A 19,479-nucleotide genomic window follows, 5' to 3' on the forward strand; every position below is an offset into this window, starting at 1 on the left:
TTGCAGCCGGGGCGCGAGTATCGCCTTCGTTCAAAATCCGGAACTGCCTGGCGGATCAGGGGGAAAGATGGTTGATGAACGCCTGGATCGTGTTGTCCAGAAACATATTTTTGCGGTAAACAAGTCCGACTTTTTTCCGGGGAGCCGGCTGTACGAACGGAATGACGGCGACGTCTGGATTCCGTAACGCGTTGGCATAAGAGGCGGGCAGAATCGTACCTCCGACGCGATGAGCAACCATCTGGATCTGGGATTCCATCGTGGACAGCTCCATAACGGGTTTGAGACTCAAGCCCGCCGACTCGCAGGCCGCATCGATCATCTGTCGCACTAAAAACTTAGGCTGGAACAGGACAAGGGGAAGACTGTCAAGCTGTTTCAGTTCTACGGAAAGTGAACTGGCCAGAGCATGGTCCCGGGACACAATCAGGGCTAATTCCTCGTCAAAAAGGGGCAAGCTCACGAACTGCTCGTCCTCCAGCGGCAAAAATACGACCCCAAGATCCAGATGGTTGCCAAGCAGACCTTCATGGGTCTCATCGGTCGCGAGTTCAATCACGTTCAAATCGATGCCGGGGTACTCGTGATGAAAAGATATGAGAGCGTGCGTGATCAGATGATTACCGGAGCAGCCGATACGCAGCCGTCCTCGTTTTAGGCCAGCCAATTCGCCGATCTCCAGCTTCGCCTGTTCCAGCTCGTGAAAGACGCGCCGGGCATGCTCCATCAAAATGATCCCGGGCTGGGTCAAGTGGATTCTTTTTCCGGAGCGGTGAAAGAGCGGGGTACCGACCTCTTGCTCCAGCAGGCGGATCTGATGGCTGAGTGTCGGCTGGGTGATCCCGAGCTTCTCGGCGGCTTTTGTAAAATGCAGTTCCTCGGCAACAGCCAAAAAATAATCGAGCAGCCGATGCTCCATGGCAATCATCTCCATTATAGATAATTTCTATGATTATAATTGATATCATGTTATTGATCAATGCTTAATCTGAGAGTATAGTTAACATAAAAGTAACGGTTTAAGAGAGGGAGCGTATCTCAGTGAACAACATAAAAGTCGTCAAGGCTGAACAATTGAAGAGCAAACCTGATGCAAATAACCTTGGATTCGGCAAATATTTTACGGACCATATGCTGGTGATGGATTATTCGGCAGACCAACAGTGGCATGATTTAAGAATCGTGCCTTACGGTCCGATCTCGCTGGATCCGTCGGCGATGGTTTTTCATTACGGCCAGGAAGTTTTTGAAGGCATGAAAGCCTACAAAACGGCGGACGGGAACGTTTCCCTGTTTCGGCCGGACATGAACTTGAAGCGGCTCAATGAGTCATGCGAACGGATCAGCATTCCGCAGGTTGATCCCGAGCTGTTGCTTGAGGGGATCGTTCAGCTGGTGAACCTTGAACGGGATTGGATTCCTGAAGGGGAGGAATCATCCTTGTACATTCGCCCGTTCATCATCGCTACGGAAGCGTGCTTGGGCGTTCGGGCCGCAAAGGAATATAAGCTGCTCGTCATTTTGTCGCCGGTAGGATCGTACTATCCCGAAGGGATTCACCCGGTTTCCATTTATGTGGAGGATCAGTATGTGCGTGCGGTCCGCGGTGGAACGGGGATGGCGAAAACTTCCGGCAATTACGCCTCCGGGATTAAAGCTCAGGAAATTGCCAAACTGGAGGGTTTTTCCCAGGTGCTATGGCTGGATGGCGTCGAGAAAAAATATATCGAAGAAGTAGGAAGCATGAATGTGTTTTTCAAAATCGGTGGTGAGGTGATTACTCCGGCATTAACAGGCAGCATTCTTGCCGGTATTACGAGAGATTCCGTGATCGCCTTGCTGTCTTCTTGGGGGATTCCGGTAGTTGAGCGGCAAATCTCCGTGGAGGAGTTGTTTGAAGCGGCGCGTCAAGGTAGCTTGGAAGAGGCTTTCGGTACCGGGACGGCGGCGGTAATATCTCCGATCGGTACGATGAAATGGGTGAACGAGCAAATATCGATCTCCGGCGGGCAAACCGGAGAATGGTCGAAGAAGCTGTACGACTCCATTACCGGTATTCAAAAAGGGGAACTTGACGACCCGTTCGGCTGGCGACATACCGTTTCATAAGCCTTACAAGAAGTACAGTTCCTATATTTAATCCCTACCAAGTCATCCGGTTAGCGCCGGATGGCTTGTTTGCTTTTTCAATAGAAAGTTGCTCGTAAGATGCCGGTTCTGAGGACATATTTGGATTAAATTGGTGTCTTGAAGGAATTTCCCGGAATGTTGTCGAACTATTAATGACGTAAATCAACAGGTGGAACCGGCATAGATTGGAAGATATGAGGGGGGACATAATGCATACTACCGAGTTTGCCAGACTGTTGGGCATCATCGTAAAGGACTATCAGACGCATATGGAGGAAGAACTGGCTCCCGGATTGACGACGTCACAGCTGGCTGTGCTGGAGGTGCTGGAGCGGGAGGGAAACCTGAAGCCGTCCGATCTCATCCCTTTCCTCGCAACAACGCCGGCTGCGGTGACGATGCTGCTGGACCGGATGGAACGGGGCGATTTGATCCGCCGGGACAGGGATGAGAACGACCGCCGCATCGTGTGGGTGTCGATTACGGAGAAGGGCAAGCAGGAGGCTGAGCGAGGGGTACGGGTTCGCAACGATTATTTGAGCATGGTACTGGACCGCATCTCGACGCATAATCAGCAGTTGCTGGTCTATTTGATGGGGAAAATATCAGGAGCGAAATCGCCATAACCCCCAACATAGCAACATAGCATCGTATCATGGACAAGATTGTTCCAAGTCTGCCCCAATAAAAGAAAATAACTGGATTTCCTCCAGTTATTTTTATGCTTAATAGTGTCCATCGTATATTAACTGTAAAACATCCAGCTATTTGAACCGGAAAACGGCTAAGAGTGACTATTTGCAAGTTTTAAATGTAGGTTATACAGTTAAATTGCGAAATTGAGCGAAAATATGCAAAATAACTGTATGAGTTCCTGTTAATTCGAAGAGGCTGTTCTATAGTCGTCGAAATCGCATTGCATTTGCAATTCGAAATCGATTTGACTATAGAGCAGCCTCTTTTCTTAGCTAGAACCCGCCATCCCAACCTGCCTTGCAATCTTCGGCGATCTGCGAGTAGACGACATCCTCCCACAGATTCCATGGGTACAGACGGGGCGGGATGGAGACCAGATCGACCGGTTCCTTGGTAACCGGGTGGGGAACGCCGACGTACAGCGACCATAACGATATCTGTTCACCGGGTTTGTTGACGGCGGAGCCGTATTTTTGGTCCCCGTACAGAGGACAGCCGAGTTGGCTGAATTGGACGCGGATCTGATGAGACCGTCCCGTGTGCAGCTTGATTTGTACCAGGGACAAGCCTTCCTCAGGCAAACTGCCGAGCACGCGGTAATCCAGAATCGCTTCTTTGCCGCCTGGCGTCCCCTTGGGCACGACGCTTACCGTATTCGTGCGCTCATCTTTCAGGAGCGTATCGGTCAGTCTCCCGCTTTGCCCCGGGGGTAAACCGCGCACGACCGCCGTGTAGCATTTGTCGAACCGGCGGGTTCTTACCGCGTCGGAGAGGCGGGAGGCGGCCTTGGAAGTTTTGGCAAAGATCATCGCGCCGCCTACGGGGCGATCGAGCCGGTGCACCAGGCCCAGGTAAACGTTCCCCGGTTTCCGGTACCGCTCTCTGATGTCTTCTTTGAGCAGGGTCAACAGGTCCGGATCGCCGCTGGCATCTTCCTGGGTCGGCACGTTAACCGGCTTTTCGATCCCCAGAAGATGGTTATCTTCATAGAGGATCGCCATCGCCGGATGTCCCGATGTTCGCAATGCTCCGGCTTCCATGCTTATTCCTCCCAGCGGCCCAGAATCCCGCACGGAAGATGAAGCCCGGACTTCGTAATCGGGAGTCCCAATTCCCCTGCGGAAATTCGGCCGCCATACTGCCGTTTCACGGTCATCGACAAAATGTTGTGCAGAACGGTCGGAGAAATTCCCGTCGTATAGGAATTGATCAGGAAAAACAGCGGGGTATCCGACAGAATCGAAAGGCACGATTCCACGAACGGATAGAGGCTGGTCTCCAGCTTCCACATTTCACCGTTTGGCCCGCGGCCGTAAGAAGGCGGGTCCATAATAATCGCGTCATATTTGTTGCCGCGCCGTTGTTCCCGCTGGACGAACTTGAATACGTCGTCCGTGATGAATCGGACAGGGCGGTCGCTAAGCCCGGAAAGCGTAAGGTTCTCCTTGGCCCATTGCACCATGCCCTTGGCTGCGTCGACATGCACGACCGAGGCTCCGGCTGAAGCCGCTGCCACGGTTGCGCCGCCCGTATATGCGAACAGATTAAGCACCTGGATCGGCCGGCCTGCCGAAGAGATCTTGTCCATCATCCAGCGCCAATTTGCCGCTTGTTCGGGGAACAATCCGGTGTGCTTGAAGTTGGTCGGCCGAATATAAAATTTAAGGCGGTCATAGGAGACCGTCCATCGCTCGGGCAGTTGTTTCTTCATATCCCATTGACCGCCTCCGGAAGAACTGCGGTGATAGTGGCCGTGGACTTCCCGCCACTGCCGGTTCTCCTCGCGAATCGGCCAAATAATTTGCGGATCCGGTCGCCGGAGAACAACGTCTCCCCAACGCTCAAGCTTTTCACCGTCTCCGGTATCGATGACTTCATAGTCGTTCCAGTCGTTTGCTACGTACATTCATAACCTTCCTTCCATCTAATGAACGGGCTGAAACCGTTCCCGCCGAAGTATCCAAAGTTTCTCGATTCGCTAGTTATTGTACCTTATTTTCCGGCATGCATGCCAGCCTCCGTCAAAACTTCTCGAAGAAAGCTCCGGTACTAAACGGTTAAATCCGAATTGAGGTCTTTGAATGGAAAGAAATCTATGTTAGTCTGTTCTGCAATAGACATAGATGGGAGAGGGAACAGATGCTTCGCCGTTTTTTTTCATATTACCGGCCGTATAAGAAATTGTTTATTTTGGACTTTACCTGCGCCGTGGTCGCCGGTTTGCTCGAACTGGGGTTTCCGATCGCCGTAAACCAATTTGTCGACAAGTTGCTTCCGGGCAAGGATTGGGCCATGATCGTGTGGGCTTGTGCCGCGCTGCTTGGCGTTTATGTACTCAACACGGTACTGAATTATATCGTAACTTATTGGGGCCACATGCTGGGCGTCAATATCGAGACGAATATGCGGAAAAGCATGTTCAATCATCTGCAGAAGCTGTCGTTCCGTTTTTACGACAATCATAAAACCGGCCACTTGATGTCACGGATTTCCAATGATCTGGACAACATCGGCGAAGTGGCGCACCATGGCCCGGAAGACGTGTTTATTGCCGGGATGACCTTGATCGGTTCGTTTCTGCTCATGCTGGCGATCAACTGGAAACTGGCCGTTCTGACGTTTCTCGTTGTACCGGTGCTGGTGTGGACGGCGCTTTATTTTAACGGGAAAATGACTAAAACGTACCGCGGCCTGTTTTCTGCTTTGGCGGATTTTAACTCCAGGGTCGAGGAGAATATCGGCGGGATTCGCGTAGTTCAGGCTTTCGCCAATGAGGATCACGAAAAAGAGCTATTCAATGAGAATAACGGCAACTATCGGGCGACCAAACTGCAGGCATACAAAATTATGGCGGGCAGTTTGTCGGTCAACTATATGTTGATGCGTCTCGTTTCGCTGTTCGTCATGGTCTGCGGCACATGGTTCGTTATTCGCGGTGAACTGTCCTATGGGGAATTCATCGGTTTCCTGCTGCTGGCTAACGTGTTTATCCGCCCTATCGAAAAAATCAATGCGATTATCGAAAGCTACCCGAAAGGGATCGCAGGATTTAAAAGGTATCTTGAAATCATGGATACGGAGCCGGATGTGGCCGATTCGGCCGATGCGGTTGACGCCGGGTGGCTGAGAGGGGATATCGTCTTTGACAAGGTCAGCTTCGGATATGATGACGGCGACCAGGTGTTGAAAGATATCAGCCTTGAAATCTCTCCGGGCGAAACCATCGCTTTTGTCGGTCCTTCGGGAGCCGGAAAGACAACGCTTTGCAGCTTGCTGCCGAGATTCTACGAGGTGAGCGGCGGAAGTATTTCCATTGACGGTACGAACATCCGCAATATGACCCTGTCTTCCCTCCGGCGCAATATCGGGATTGTTCAGCAGGACGTCTATTTGTTTTCCGGCAGTATCCGGGAAAATATCGCCTACGGCAAGCTGGGGGCAGGGGATGAAGAAATCTGGGCGGCGGCGCGGCGGGCCCAATTGGAAGATTTCATTCTTGCGCAGCCGGAAGGCATGGACACAGTCATCGGCGAGCGGGGAGTCAAGCTGTCCGGCGGCCAAAAGCAGCGGCTGGCAATCGCGCGGATGTTTTTGAAAAACCCGCCGATTCTGATTCTCGATGAGGCGACTTCGGCGCTCGATACCGAAACGGAGCTCGCGATCCAGGCGTCGTTGACCGAATTGTCGGCGGGGCGGACGACGCTCGTGATTGCTCACCGGCTGGCAACGATAAAAAATGCCGACCGCATCGTCGTCGTGACGGAGGAAGGCATTTCCGAGCAGGGCCGCCATCAGGAACTGGTCGGTGCAGGCGGCCATTACAGCCGCCTGCACCAGGCTCAATTTGGGGCATTTTAAGATTCATCGTATATACTCCGAAGCGGTATACAGGTAGTAATCCTGGGCCCGAATGACTTGAAATCCTGTAGCTTCATACAGTTTCATCGCATTCGGGTTATCCAGGGCTACTTCAAGCCATACTTCGTGTCCGGCCGCGGTTTCTCGTTCAACGATTTGCCGCAATACGGCAGCTCCGATACCTTGGCCCCGATAACTGGACGATACCACAAAGCCATATATCCAAGCTTCATTGTTGTCGCGGGACACCCGGACTTTACCGACCGGCGTTCCGTTCAACAGCAGGATTTCATATTCAGAAATTTGACCGGGATCCGTAGTTTGATAATATTCCTTGGACTCTTCGGCGTCGATGCCGAACCCGTCGAGATCCATTCCGGCGAGAAAGGGGACGTCTTCCGGTCCGGCACCGCGAAATTGGATGTCGGAACGGACCGGATTCATGGAATCGGAGTGTTTATCGTATTTCATCTGATATTCGGAAGAATCATAGGCAAAAGGCGCGGATTCCAAAAAGAGTTTCGCCGACGTACTGCTTGCCGGGGCATTCAACAGAATCCGGGAGTATTTGGAGACCGTCTCCGGATCCATTCCCTTGTGCAAGAGCGAGGTGAAAATACCTTGTTTGCGGTAATCCGGATGAACCATCCCGCAAATTTCGATGGAACTTCCGAAATCGTATTTCGCCAAGAAAGCGACGAGCTTTCCGTCCCGGTATTCGGCCAGGTCCATTTTCTCATGCTCTTTCCGCGATTTCAGCGTATCCCAATTCAGCTTTAAGTTAATATTCTCGTGGGTTTCGCATTCCTTTTGAAGCTGCTTTACTTCTTCCCAGTTGACTTTACAGGTCACAAAGATCACTTCCTTCCGCAAGTATTCTAGCCGATCTTCCGGAAAATGGCACGAAAAAAATTCGGCTAGGGAGCGCGAGAGGGATGAAATAACGCCTGTAATTCAGTCAGGGCAGGTAGAAGGGTTATCTTTCGGTATAGCCGGGAGCGTGTCCGTGGGATCGGTCCACGGAATGTTTTGCCACCTTTTTCCCGGTGATGCGTAGTAACTAATAAATCAAGAATCATTAAACATCATTATGCCGGAGAAATTCCGGCAACAGACTACGCGGAGGGATGCAAATGGAGACAGCGACAAATCCAGGACCAAAAAAGGGGACCCGCTTTCGGGGATTGACTACAACGGTAGTCATCGGAGTTTTATTGATTATTGTAGGAGCGAGCAGTTTTGCACAGGTCGAATACGGTCATGTCGGCCTTTACAAAACTTTCGGGAAGTTGAACAGTAATGTATTGTCGCCGGGCATTCATTTGAAGATTCCGTTCATCCAGTCGGTCATTCAGGTCAACACGCAAGTGACTAAAGCGGAGACGGACACAAGCGCCTCTTCCAAAGACCTTCAGCCGGTATCTACCCACGTTGCGGTTAACTACTCCGTGAACAAGGAATCGGCCTATAACTTAATGAACAATATCGGGGGCAATTTCGATACCGTCATTATTAACCCGGCCGTACAGGAAATCGTGAAGGAAGTAACGGCCCGGTATCAGGCCGAAGATCTGATCGCGAAGCGTGATGTGGTAGCCGGCGAGATCAGCGAGCATTTGACGAATCGTTTGGCCAAATACGATCTGATCGTGAATGAAATCAATATCGTGAACTTCAAATTTTCCGATGCGTTTAACCAATCGATCGAAGCGAAGCAGGTTGCCCAGCAACAGGCGCTCAAAGCTAGCAACGACCTCAAGCGGATCGAGATCGAAGCGAAGCAGAAGGTGGCGCAAGCTCAGGCCGAGGCTGAATCCCTGAAACTGAAAAAGCAGGAAGTTACGCCTGAACTGGTTCAGTTGAAGCAGATCGAAGTACAGGAGAAGGCGCTCGAGAAATGGGACGGCCGCCTGCCGTCGGTGACGGGAGGAGCCACGCCGTTTATCGATATTCAGTCGCTCACGAATCAGTAATCCAATTCTAATCGTTCTCAGGAACCCGCCGATTTCGCTTCGGCGGGTTTTGGCTTTTTCTTGGCGCCCCTTATGCCATGCATCAGCCAATAGATCATGGGGACGAAGTACTCGGCTATGAGGATGAACGGAGTTAGATTTTTGGCCATGAATTCGGTAAGCTCCGACTGGGATCTGGCTATCGCGATGGAGTAAATGCATATAAACGCGACAATCGGTAGCGCAAAAGGCTTGTGATCTTTTACTCCCGTCAACTGCGAGATGCATATGACCGCCGTGAAGCTTAGAAAGGAGATTTTGGCAAAGATACTGGTCAACCATAAAATAATCAGGATCGGGTCAAACGTTTCGATAAACGAGCCTGCGCGGATAAACCGGATCAGCTCCACGTCCGGGAAGAGGAGATTGGGTGCCAGTTCCGCTCCGAAAGTGAGCAGGACGGGAATGAGATGCGACATAATGATGACAAGCGAAGTAACGATGGTCCAAAAATAAGTCTTCATGACTTTTTTGGGTTCTTTCAAAAAAGGATAGAGGAGAAAAAGAAAAGCAAGCTCACCGAACATGCTGATGTTATAGTAAATACCCTGGGAAACATCCTCGACGTTCAAATGACTGACTAAGGCAATGAGGGCGTCGCGATCGATTTCTTGCATCGCCAGGAAAGGAATCACCAGGAAGGCGATGGCGCTGATCAGAAAGATGCCTTGTGCAGCCCGAAAAATGGTCGGCAATCCGGATCTTACCGCATACGCAATGCAAATGCCGAAGATCAGTACCACGGCCCAGGAAGGGGTGTTGATTAAATATACCGAAAGCAAAAAATCGGTCATTTCCCTCAGGTTCAAGGCAGACAAAAGAATTTTGATCAGTACGATATAAAGAATTAAAACGACATGCGGGATCCGGCCGACAAGCTGTCCTCCAAATTCGGTAACGAATTCATCAGGCCTTGACGAGGCTACTTTATAAGAAGGGTAGATGAGCACAAGGGCGAGGAACGCGCCAAGCACGACGGAGACCGGTGTCGAATACTTGCTGCCGGAAATCAGCAGGCCCATAATGAAGGCGATAACTGTAGTGAAAAGATGCAAATTATACAGAGAAAAAATTTGATTCGAGGTAATGCTTTTTCGCATGCCTATCCCCTCCTTGGTTATGATCCCCCAAACATCCATTTGACGAGAAAGTTGAACAGAATCGGGAGATTCCATTTGTTTTTCAAGAGAAACAAGACTTCAGCCAGAAGCAAGCAGCAGAGCGAAACAGCCAGTACGGTCCATCGGTCACGCCGCTTAGCCCTTCCGCCGCCCTGTTTCTTCCATTCAAACAGCACAATCGCCAGAAACAATATTCCGATCCAGATCATGGTCACTCCCCGCTTTCCTCGTCAATCCTGTGATTCTTCCTGCTTTATGGAGCGGTAAGCAACGCCCGTCCGTTTAATGGCAATCGAAACCGAAATGTCGATCGGCAGTTCCGTCGCATAGTACTCGCGCCAATCTTCTTTCATTCTGTTCCATATCTTGGGGTGCCTCCAATCCAGATACTGGCTCATTAAAAAGGCGTCCGACTTGGCCTTCCGGGTTTTTGCCAGCACCTGATACATCCGTTCCGCAATGCTTTTTTCGAAGACCTCCTGCAATCGCAGCAAATTATCCGGTTTTTTCAAATCGATATCGGAGAGCGAGGAAAGAATGAACGCATCTGCACGACTGTTCACTTGGAATGAAACCTTCCCGTTTCGAATCACGGGTTTGATGCTTGTGCCGATGTCTTGAGCAATCGCGCTGACATTTCCTCCGTCAGTCGGAGATTTCACGTTAACTACCGAAGTTCTGAGCTGGGAACTGAGCCAAAGGGCTCCTCTCAGTTCTTCCGTGGTCATCACGATGTCGGACATTTTTCCGTTGCTCATAATAGCGGCTCCGCTTGAACCCAGCCAGCGGTTTTTTTGGGGGTTGGATGCACCTACCTCGGGTTTGGTGGTGAAACTGAGCAACGGCAAAAGGATGTCTCCCCCTTTATATTTTGCCACCAAAAAATCCTTGACCGTTGTATCGAGCGTCTGGGATTGGCTGATATACTTTGACAAAATATCCGAAAGGAAGCGCTCGAAAACCAGCGGAGTTTTCGTGATTTCCGTCGCTTTGTCCGGCGTTACGAATATATTTGCGCTGATATGAAACGCCGGCTGGCGGGTAGTGAATTCCAGCAAAGGGTCAATTCCTTGTTCGGCATATCTTCTGCCGATGACGACGACCTGGGTTTGCCCGAAGGAAATCCTTCGGCTGATGTCGACTTGGATCAGTTCCAGCGCTTCGCTTATCGTTCCCGCTTGTTTGCTGACAAACGAATAAGGATCCCCCGTGGTTCCTCCTCCGCCGCCGGCCTGCCCGGGAATCATCCGGTTCGGCAAGGGGAAGCCGAGGGTCAGTTCGGTTTGGCCGTTTTCCGTCCGGTCGACAATGATCATCGTTACGAACGCCCGGTTGTTGATTTCTTCGGAAGACCAGCAGCCGCTGAGTGAGATCATCAGCAGGAGAGCGGCAACGGCTCGAAGACAGGCTTTATTCATGAAGTTATTTATATCGCTATTCATGACTCGTCACCCTTTACTTTGGCCCAGCCTCTGGAGTTGTTCTTTTGCCGGGTGGAATTCCGCGTCAGTTGCTTCGGCCTTTTGATCATGCTGTACCATGGCGCGCGGACCAGGGTATCATTGAGATCCGCCGTAACCAGGGGAGCCAGCGGAGACATGTAAGGGACGCCGAACGATTCAAGATTGATCAGATGGATGTAGATGATAATTAACCCGCAGGAAATGCCGTACAGACCGAACATCGATGCCAGGAACATGATGGGGAACCTTAGTAATCTGAACGACAATCCCAGATCAAAATGCGGGATAATGAAGGATGCGATCCCCGTTAACGAAACGATGATGACCATGGCAGCCGAGACGATGCCGGCTTCGACGGCCGCCGTGCCGATGATCAAGGCGCCGATGATGGATACGGCTTGGCCGATCGACTTCGGGATCCGCACGGAGGCTTCACGGAGTGCTTCAAAGGCAAGCTCCATGATAAACGCCTCCAGCAAGGCTGGAAACGGCACGATTTCCCTGGAGGCGGCTATCGTCCTTAAAAATTGCGAAGGGATCATCTCCGGATGAAACGTCGTGATAGCGATGTAAAGGGAAGGCAGCAGCAATGAATTGATTACGAAAAAGTAACGAATCCAGCGGATCCATGTGGCGGCGACAAAACGCTGGTAATAGTCTTCCGCGGCTTGCAGCAGCATGGGCAAAGTGACGGGAGCGATAATCGTCATCGGCGTGCCGTCCACGAGTAACGCTATACGGCCTTCCAGCAATGCAGCGGCGACGACATCCGGCCTTTCCGTATATTGAACTTGGGGAAAGGGGGAATACGGATTATCCTCGATGGCTTCTTCCACGTAGGAAGAACCCAAGACACTATCGATTTCGATGTAGGACAGCCGCCGTTTCATTTCTTTGACCAGTTCCGGTTTGCAAATGCCTTCGATGTACGTCAATACCATATCGGTTTTGGTTTCGCTTCCTAGGATAATGGCCTCGGTTTTAAAGTTCTTGTTTTTTATGCGTCTGCGCAGCAAGGTAAGATTGATTTCCAAATCCTCGATAAACGCTTCCCTTGGCCCGCGGATCACGGATTCGTTGGGGGCCTCTTCGATCGAACGCGTAGGATACGACGAGATGGAAAAAGTCATCATCCGCTCGTCCCCGTCAATCATCAGCAGGGCTCCGGCATCCAGCACCGCCTTAAGGCCATCGTTCAGATCTTCGATGATTAAGCTTTGCGATACCGACAAACCGTTGTCCTTGAAAAGAAATTGGAAAATATCATCGTGTTTCAGGTCATCGGCTTCTACCTGTAAGCTCCGGATTATGAAGTTTTGAGCGCTATCCTGACTGATCATGCCGCGCACATAGATCAGCGCGCAGGCTTGGCCGGTGCTGAGTTCGAATTCCCGGTATATGATATCGGAACAGCCGTTCAACTGCTGATGAAACCAGCCGATCCGTTCTTCGAGACTCTTGCTTGAAGAAGCTTCGGCTGCGGGAGATACGCTATTTGATTGCGCATCCGTCTTATTCGATGCAGACGCCCCGTGGCGCGCAGAACGATGCGGTCGTCTCCATTGCGGCAAAATGGTTCCCTCCCTTGAGTACGTATGATTCTATAAAATTCTCGTAAATCAGGAAAATTATTCTGCCCGGGCAAAAACAGACTTTGGAACTATTTATTTATAGGGCTAAATGATCGATATTTAAGATATAGCTGCATCAATCGGCTTTTTACGGCATAACAGCGAGAATCCACTATCCTATATTGAGTAATGAGAGAAGAGAGGGTCTAAAGTGAAAACTCACGTTATGGAAATTCAGGAAGGGGATCGGCTGAGGACGGATATATTCAATCAGGCCGGGCTCCATGTTCTTCCCAAAGGAACAAGTATACATAAAGAAGAAATAGCGTTGCTCATCAGACAAAGTATTAACTACGTAGATATTGAACCTAGAGAGGACGAGCTTTTCCTTTCAGGAATGGATCGGACGAACTTTAAGAACCGGCTGAAGGATAATTTCGAGCGGACGGTTCAGGGCTACCAGTCCATCTTCCTCGAAGCGTTGACGACGGGGAAATTCAACCAGGATATGGTGGAAGAAAAGTTGCAGCCGATGCTCGAAGTGATCGATCGCGAGCGGGACGTCGTGTCTTTGCTGATTGCCTTCGGTGACGAAGATGTTAATCTGTACAATCATTCTTTACAGGTGGGCCTATTGTCCTACTATATCGCTTCCTGGCTCGGTTATCCTCCAGACGAATGCTATGAGATCAGCAAGGCGGGATATTTGCACGATATCGGCAAAAGCAGAATCCGTCAGGATTTGCGGAATCAGGCGGGAGCGTTAAATGAGGCTCAATCGGATGAAATGAAGCGGCATACCAGGTATGGCTATGAGATCATCCGTGATTCCATGCCGGACATGGTTACCGCGCAGGTGGCGCTCCAGCACCACGAAAGGGAGGACGGTTCCGGGTATCCGCAGGGTCTGAAAGCGGAAGATATTCATCCTTACGCCCAAATCGTCGCTGTGGCCAATACTTATGTGGGTCTTACCTCGCCGGTTGCAGGGAAAAGCCGGCCCGGACTGCTTACCGTACTGCGCAAAGTGTACGAGCTCGGGTTTGGGGAACTGAACGAGAAGGCGGTTCAGGCGCTTGCCCGACATCTGTTGCCGCAATTTATCGGAAAGCAAGCTATGCTAAGCAATGGAGAAACGGCTACGATCGTGTGGAACAATCCAAGCGATTTCTTCAGACCGCTCGTCCAGGTCAAAGACCAGTTCCGCGATTTATCGGTGGAGCGGGATATCGTTGTCGAAGAGATCTTTATGTAAATTGCCAACAGCATCTAACAGCCGGTCCTTGGTTAAGGAGTCCGGCTGTTTTGATTTATGTTGTCAAGTCGTCCCGCGCTTCGTAAAATGAAAAAGATGGAAACGGCAATCCTGAATGATGCCGTGAAGCGAGAGGAGTTGCAAAATGGAAAATAGCGGAAATGTTATAATTGACGGGTTTTCATTGACATATAGCATGGAAGGAGAAGGAATTCCGCTGATGGTTATCGGCAGCGCGGTCTATTATCGGCGGTTGTTTTCAAAGTCATTGAAAAGCGGATACAGACTCATCTTTATCGACCATCGCGGACATGTCCCGTCACCGGTTGAACAGGCGGAGTCCGCCGTAGAGGGTTTATTGGACCAGGTGCTGGATGATGTGGAGGAGATCCGGAAACATCTCGGTGTTCGAGATATGATCATCGCCGGGCATTCGGGCAACGCTTTTTTGGCTCTGGAATATGCCCGCAAATATCCTGCTGAAGTACAAAAAGTTGTGCTTTTGAACACCGCTCCGAGTAACAGCTCGGAAAGGCAACAGCAAAGTATCCACTTTTTTGAAGCTACCGCTTCGGAAGAGCGGAAAATCAAATTCCGGCGGGATTTCGGCCTGCTTTCCGGGGATATCGAGCGGGAGCCGGAACGGCGTTTTGCCCATATGTGCATTCGTATGGGGGCGCACAGCTTCTATGATTACGGATTTGATGCGACTGCCATGTGGGAAGATGTGTACACGAATATGCCGATCATTGATTATCTGTGGGGAGTCGTCTTTGCGAGGCTCAATATGCTGGAACGGTTGGACGGGCTGGATAAGCCGGTTTTTCTGGGGCTCGGACGATACGATTATTTGGTCGGCCCCTTTACGTTATGGGATGGAATCGAGGACCGGTTCGCTCATATTCATAAGGTGATTTTTGACTTGAGCGGGCATAATCCGATGCTGGAGGAGCCGGAACGGTTTCAGGCGTTGCTTGACGAATGGATCCATTCCGGGCCGGAACGCTAAGAAAGATAGGTTGATAAATGAAAAGAGCCGCTCGGAGATGGAACTCCGGACGGCTTTTGTTTTATTTGATCTTTTTACCCAGCATGATGAGCAACCAGATGAATCCGGCGCCCAAAACGGCATGCCCGAGTCCGGCAATATGGGGCAGGAAGCTGATGTCGCTCTGCTCAAGTTGCAGCATTCCGCGAGTCGCCATTGATCCGATCGTGATCAGCAAACCAAGATTGTAGACCAAGTACCATGCTTTAAAAGATTTAGCCTCGTGGACCCCGAACAGTTTCCCGAGAATGAGCACGATGAGAAAAAACAAAAAACCAAGTACCAGAATATGCGTATGCAGCGCTACCAAAATCGTATCACCGGTAAAATCGCTATGTTTTGTAATCTCACGATAGAATACTCCTGCCAGCAATCCGATAATGGCATAAAAAAATGAAGTATAATATAGCTTTTTCATCTCGTTCAAGTCTCCTTTATTCATCCCTTTCAATATCTTAATGAGAATGTATCATACAAATGCGAACGGAGTATGAACGAAATATTACACGGAGTTCTTTTTTTCGATAAGAAAATAGAGCAAGGACAGGAGCGGTAAGACAACGCCGATTAAAGATGTGAAACTCCAGCCTCCATGGGCATAAGACCAACCTCCCAAAGAAGAACCAATGGCACCGCCAATGAAAAATATGGACATGAAAAGCCCGTTCAGCCGGCCTCTTGCCTCACTCCCCAAGGAATAAATCGCACGCTGTCCCAGCACAAGATTTCCCGATACGGCCATATCCAGGAATATCGCAGCCAGAACAAGCAAAGCGAGCGACACGGTTGAGCGGCCTTGAACTAGAAAGGTCAGTAAGAAAGACAAAGCGGCAATAATCATGGCCATTCCGGTCAAAATTCTAGTCCAACCTCGATCCGCGAGTCTTCCGGCAATCGGCGCGGCAATTGCGCCTCCCACGCCGGCTAAGGCGAATAAGGCTATCCCTTGTTGTGACATGCCGAAGTCATCTGCCAATCGCAGGGGAACCACGGTCCAGAAGAGGCTAAAAACGCCGAATAAACAGGCTTGGTAGATAGCACGGCGGCGCAAAATGGGTGTCTGCTTTAAAAGAACGCCCAAAGAGACAATTAGTTTTCCGTAACTTAATCCAGGGGCAGGTATACGTTGAGGAAGAATACGTGACAGCAAAATTGTCAATAAAGTAATAACTACTGCCGAGAAAGCAAAGACCGCTTGCCAACCCCAAATACCCGCGATTAAGCTTGCGAGCGGACGGGCGAACATAATCCCGAGTAAAAGACCGCTCATTACATTTCCGACCACACGGCCGCGCTGCTCTTCCGATGCCAAATAGGTTGCATAGGGAACCAGGATTTGAGCTACCACGGATCCCAGTCCAATAAACAAGGACGAGATCAGGAACAACGGCGCATTGGTGGCGAATGTGGAGGTAAGTAATGCACCTATCGCAACGATTAGCGATACGACTGCCAGGCGCCGGTTTTCGATAATGTCACTGAGCGGCACGATAAACAACAGTCCGATAACATAACCGATTTGCGTTAATGTAACAATCAACCCTGCCGCTACGGATGAAAGACCGGTATCGACGCTGATGGGGCCTATCAGGGTCTGGGCATAATAAAGATTAGCCACGATAAGACCGCATGCGGACGCTAACACAAAAAGGATCCAGCTTGAAATATGTTTTTCCTCGACAACTTGCTTTGCTTTCATCTTCATCCACCTCACATAATTTAAATACTGAACGTATAGTTTAGTAATTGTTGATTAAATAATATACTGAACGTATCGTTTTGTAAATAGTTATTTTGGCATCTCTTTTTGAACGAAACTTTAGTATAATGAACGTACAGTTTTTTAGGCGAAAGGAGTGGAATATTATGATTGCCAAGAGAGGACGTCCACGTAATGTTGAAACTCAGAAGTCGATCCTTTCCGCTTCCTATGATCTGTTGTTGGAAAAGGGATTTGGAGCGGTTACTGTAGAGAAAATCGCGGAGCGTGCCGGAGTAAGTAAAGCGACCATTTACAAATGGTGGCCCAACAAAGCCGCTGTTGTAATGGATGGTTTCCTGTCTTCCGCTGCAGAAAGAATGCCCGTCCCCGACACGGGCTCCGCATTAAACGACATCGTCATACATGCGACTAATTTGGTCCGGTTTTTAACAAGCCGGGAGGGAAACATCATTATGGAGCTTATTGGAGAAGGACAATTTGATTCAGGACTTGCCGAAGCCTATCAAACCCGATTTTTTCACCCTCGCAGACTGGAAGCCAGACAGCTTATAGAACGGGGGATTCAATTAGGGGAGCTGCGGGGAAATTTAGATATTGAATTATGCATTGACCTTATTTACGGACCGATTTTTTATAGATTGTTAATTTTGAGTAATGAAATGGATGATGCTTACGTTGAAAACTTGGTGAAATACGCATTCGCGGGGCTTGCGGTCTGAGTCTCAAAAAGAAGACATAAGCGATTTGGAAGTTCCGCCAGCTTTTGCAATAATTGAAGTAGTTGCTATTAGTTTGATACGACCGGGAGAGGAATAGAAGATGTCAGAATCGATGGTTAAGCAGTTTTGGCCGGAATGGGACGGAGAGATCCGGGAAGGTGCAAGCGGCTGGAACAATACGACCCGTTATATTGAAAATAAAGGACTAAGCTGTGTGCTCAGAATTTATGAGAGCCACCGCGACCGGGACAAAATACAATTTGAACACGAGGTGTTGAACCAACTGCAGGGGATCGAACTCAGCTTCAAAGTGCCTCTGCCCGTAAGGACTCCTGACGGAGAAACGATTTTGCAAATGGAAGACGGCAGCGCACGGTATGCCTGCCTGTTTGAATATATCGAAGGAGTCCGTCCGAAGAACGGCAGCTTCCAGGCGGCGCACTCCTTCGGACAAGCGGCTGCGGAATTAGTGGGCGCACTTGCTAAAGTAAAACCGGCGCTAAGTCCCTCATACCGCCCTTACTATGAATTGCAGCAGTCCTATCCGAGATGCAGTTATGATGTCGTGCGACATTTTTGCGAGCATCCGCCTGAAGTATTTCGTGATCTGCAAGATGATATTATTACGCTGGGAGAGGCCTATGATGATGTTTGCGACCGCCTGGCGGAGGTTAAAAAACTGCCGCGTCAGCTTGTCCATGGAGATCTTAATCCGTCGAACCTGCTGGTTGATCAGCAACATCATGATCAGATCACCGCATTGCTTGACTTTGAATTCTGCACGCTGGATGTAAGAGCAATGGAGCCGGCTGTAGTCATTTCCGATCTGCTCGGGTATGAAGGAAAGAAGGATGCCATCCGGGAATTTTGCATAGGTTTCGGCAGCCGATTGCGTTTGAAACCCGAAGAAATATCCCATATCCCTACGTTGATCCGGTTGCGGAAGGTGGATGTATTTCTGCATTTTATGAGCCGTTATCTGAACGGGACGGATGGGCCGGAAGTGCTTCGCGTCCAGTCTGCAGCCCTGGCTGCCGAACTGAAGGAATTTGGGCAGGATGAAATTTGGATCCGCGAGGTCCTGAGGGAGTATTTGTTGGATCGGCTGGGATGGGATTGAATACAGATTTCAAGAAATCGAAAGCATTTCTCATAAATCGGGGTCTGAGCTAAGCCGAATGCCAACGCAATAAGAAAAAACCAGGACCGCGGATAACGGGACTGGTTTTTTATATATGGATGGCAGGATAGGGGGTTCATAACGCCCGTTCGGGTAACCGCCATTCTTCCGACAATATCGCGTATTGATAGGTGTCCTGCCAAATGGGCCTATTCTCTTCATCGAATTTGAAAAATATATTTTTCCGCAAATGTCCTTCTCTGCGCATATTCAAACGTTCCATGAGCCTCCATGAAGCGTTGTTCTCCGGGTTGCACATAGCTACGATTCTTCGCGAACCTAGCTGTTCAAAGGCATACTGCATCAGTCTTCTGCTGCTCTCCGAGGCAAATCCTTGCCCGTAATAGTCAGGGTTAAATACATAACCGATTACCCATGTAAGCAATTCTTTCGGTTCCTGTTGATGAAAATACAAATTTCCGATCAATTTTTGATTTTCTTTTAAACAAACAGCCCAAAAGGCCGTGTCTTGCGAACGTCTGACGGCTTCCAGCTTACATTCTTCCTCCGTAAAAACCCCATAGGGCTCATACCTGACCACTCTTTCCTGTGAAAGATATTCATATAAATCTTCCCAATCCTCGCCTTTGAACGTTCTAATGATTAACCGGTCAGTTTCCAGCATCATGCTCATACCCTCACAATCGTCAATTTGAATAGCCGATTCCATGGCTGGAGCATATCACAATAACCCGTTGTTCGT

General features: G+C 49.8%; 19 protein-coding genes. 8 read left to right on the plus strand and 11 right to left on the minus strand.

From position 1 onward, the window contains the following. Positions 1-55: 55 nt before the first annotated feature. Positions 56-919, minus strand: a complete 864-nt coding sequence (locus ACLB09_RS04180) for a LysR family transcriptional regulator (protein ID WP_410768488.1) — start codon at positions 917-919, stop codon at positions 56-58. 116 nt (positions 920-1,035) lie between these two features. Between ACLB09_RS04180 and ACLB09_RS04185 the strand changes: the two genes are divergently transcribed. Together ACLB09_RS04185 and ACLB09_RS04190 are read left to right on the plus strand one after the other, a co-directional pair. Further along, positions 1,036-2,109: a branched-chain amino acid aminotransferase gene (locus tag ACLB09_RS04185; protein WP_410768998.1), complete on the plus strand. Its 1,074-nt coding sequence runs from the start codon at positions 1,036-1,038 to the stop codon at positions 2,107-2,109. Between the two features lie 230 nt (positions 2,110-2,339). After that, a complete protein-coding gene (locus ACLB09_RS04190) occupies positions 2,340-2,756 on the plus strand; it encodes a MarR family winged helix-turn-helix transcriptional regulator (RefSeq protein ID WP_410768489.1) in 417 nt (138 codons plus the stop codon). 342 nt (positions 2,757-3,098) lie between these two features. Here ACLB09_RS04190 and ACLB09_RS04195 read toward each other — a convergent pair whose 3' ends face one another. Further along, positions 3,099-3,866, minus strand: coding sequence for an RluA family pseudouridine synthase (locus tag ACLB09_RS04195; RefSeq protein WP_410768490.1), 768 nt, complete (start codon positions 3,864-3,866; stop codon positions 3,099-3,101). Between the two features lie 2 nt (positions 3,867-3,868). Then, positions 3,869-4,732: a class I SAM-dependent methyltransferase gene (locus ACLB09_RS04200; protein WP_410768491.1), complete on the minus strand. Its 864-nt coding sequence runs from the start codon at positions 4,730-4,732 to the stop codon at positions 3,869-3,871. A 233-nt stretch (positions 4,733-4,965) separates the two neighbouring features. Between ACLB09_RS04200 and ACLB09_RS04205 the strand changes: the two genes are divergently transcribed. Further along, entirely contained in the window at positions 4,966-6,684 is a 1,719-nt protein-coding gene (locus ACLB09_RS04205) for an ABC transporter ATP-binding protein (RefSeq protein WP_410768492.1), read from the plus strand. A gap of 3 nt (positions 6,685-6,687) precedes the next feature. Here ACLB09_RS04205 and ACLB09_RS04210 read toward each other — a convergent pair whose 3' ends face one another. Further along, positions 6,688-7,536: a GNAT family N-acetyltransferase gene (locus ACLB09_RS04210; RefSeq protein WP_410768493.1), complete on the minus strand. Its 849-nt coding sequence runs from the start codon at positions 7,534-7,536 to the stop codon at positions 6,688-6,690. 281 nt (positions 7,537-7,817) lie between these two features. Here ACLB09_RS04210 and ACLB09_RS04215 point away from each other — a divergent pair, with 281 nt between their 5' ends. Next, entirely contained in the window at positions 7,818-8,657 is an 840-nt protein-coding gene (locus ACLB09_RS04215) for a prohibitin family protein (protein WP_410768494.1), read from the plus strand. A gap of 17 nt (positions 8,658-8,674) precedes the next feature. On the opposite strand, the gene ACLB09_RS04220 is transcribed toward ACLB09_RS04215, so the two are convergent. The 4 genes from ACLB09_RS04220 to ACLB09_RS04235 are packed head-to-tail and all read right to left on the minus strand — an operon-like array spanning position 8,675 to position 12,851. After that, positions 8,675-9,796, minus strand: a complete 1,122-nt coding sequence (locus ACLB09_RS04220; protein WP_410768495.1) for a GerAB/ArcD/ProY family transporter — start codon at positions 9,794-9,796, stop codon at positions 8,675-8,677. 17 nt (positions 9,797-9,813) lie between these two features. Then, positions 9,814-10,032 (minus strand): hypothetical protein, encoded by a 219-nt coding sequence (locus tag ACLB09_RS04225; protein ID WP_410768496.1) that lies wholly within the window; start codon positions 10,030-10,032, stop codon positions 9,814-9,816. Between the two features lie 15 nt (positions 10,033-10,047). Continuing rightward, positions 10,048-11,259, minus strand: a complete 1,212-nt coding sequence (locus tag ACLB09_RS04230; protein ID WP_410768497.1) for a Ger(x)C family spore germination protein — start codon at positions 11,257-11,259, stop codon at positions 10,048-10,050. Then, a complete protein-coding gene (locus ACLB09_RS04235) occupies positions 11,256-12,851 on the minus strand; it encodes a spore germination protein (RefSeq protein ID WP_410768499.1) in 1,596 nt (531 codons plus the stop codon). The genes ACLB09_RS04230 and ACLB09_RS04235 overlap by 4 nt, the downstream gene beginning before the upstream one ends. A 211-nt stretch (positions 12,852-13,062) precedes the next feature. Here ACLB09_RS04235 and ACLB09_RS04240 point away from each other — a divergent pair, with 211 nt between their 5' ends. Both ACLB09_RS04240 and ACLB09_RS04245 read left to right on the plus strand, forming a co-directional pair. Next, positions 13,063-14,106, plus strand: coding sequence for an HD-GYP domain-containing protein (locus tag ACLB09_RS04240; protein WP_410768500.1), 1,044 nt, complete (start codon positions 13,063-13,065; stop codon positions 14,104-14,106). A gap of 145 nt (positions 14,107-14,251) precedes the next feature. Continuing rightward, positions 14,252-15,115 carry an alpha/beta fold hydrolase gene (locus ACLB09_RS04245; RefSeq protein ID WP_410768501.1) on the plus strand — a complete coding sequence of 288 codons (864 nt, stop codon included), beginning with the start codon at positions 14,252-14,254 and terminating at the stop codon, positions 15,113-15,115. A 61-nt stretch (positions 15,116-15,176) separates the two neighbouring features. Here the strand turns inward: ACLB09_RS04245 and ACLB09_RS04250 are convergent, their stop codons facing one another. Together ACLB09_RS04250 and ACLB09_RS04255 are read right to left on the minus strand one after the other, a co-directional pair. Next, positions 15,177-15,572: a DUF2871 domain-containing protein gene (locus ACLB09_RS04250; protein WP_410768502.1), complete on the minus strand. Its 396-nt coding sequence runs from the start codon at positions 15,570-15,572 to the stop codon at positions 15,177-15,179. An 84-nt stretch (positions 15,573-15,656) separates the two neighbouring features. Next, positions 15,657-16,853: an MFS transporter gene (locus ACLB09_RS04255; RefSeq protein ID WP_410768503.1), complete on the minus strand. Its 1,197-nt coding sequence runs from the start codon at positions 16,851-16,853 to the stop codon at positions 15,657-15,659. 167 nt (positions 16,854-17,020) lie between these two features. On the opposite strand from ACLB09_RS04255, the gene ACLB09_RS04260 reads away from it, so the two are divergent. Next, positions 17,021-17,596, plus strand: a complete 576-nt coding sequence (locus ACLB09_RS04260) for a TetR/AcrR family transcriptional regulator (protein WP_410768504.1) — start codon at positions 17,021-17,023, stop codon at positions 17,594-17,596. Between the two features lie 100 nt (positions 17,597-17,696). Beyond that, entirely contained in the window at positions 17,697-18,716 is a 1,020-nt protein-coding gene (locus tag ACLB09_RS04265; protein ID WP_410768505.1) for a phosphotransferase, read from the plus strand. 136 nt (positions 18,717-18,852) lie between these two features. Here the strand turns inward: ACLB09_RS04265 and ACLB09_RS04270 are convergent, their stop codons facing one another. Next, positions 18,853-19,404, minus strand: a complete 552-nt coding sequence (locus ACLB09_RS04270) for a GNAT family N-acetyltransferase (RefSeq protein ID WP_410768506.1) — start codon at positions 19,402-19,404, stop codon at positions 18,853-18,855. Positions 19,405-19,479: the final 75 nt, after the last annotated feature.

The sequence above is a fragment of the Fontibacillus forbon genome (genome assembly GCF_046559655.1).
Classification (GTDB): Bacteria; Bacillota; Bacilli; order Paenibacillales; family Paenibacillaceae; genus Fontibacillus.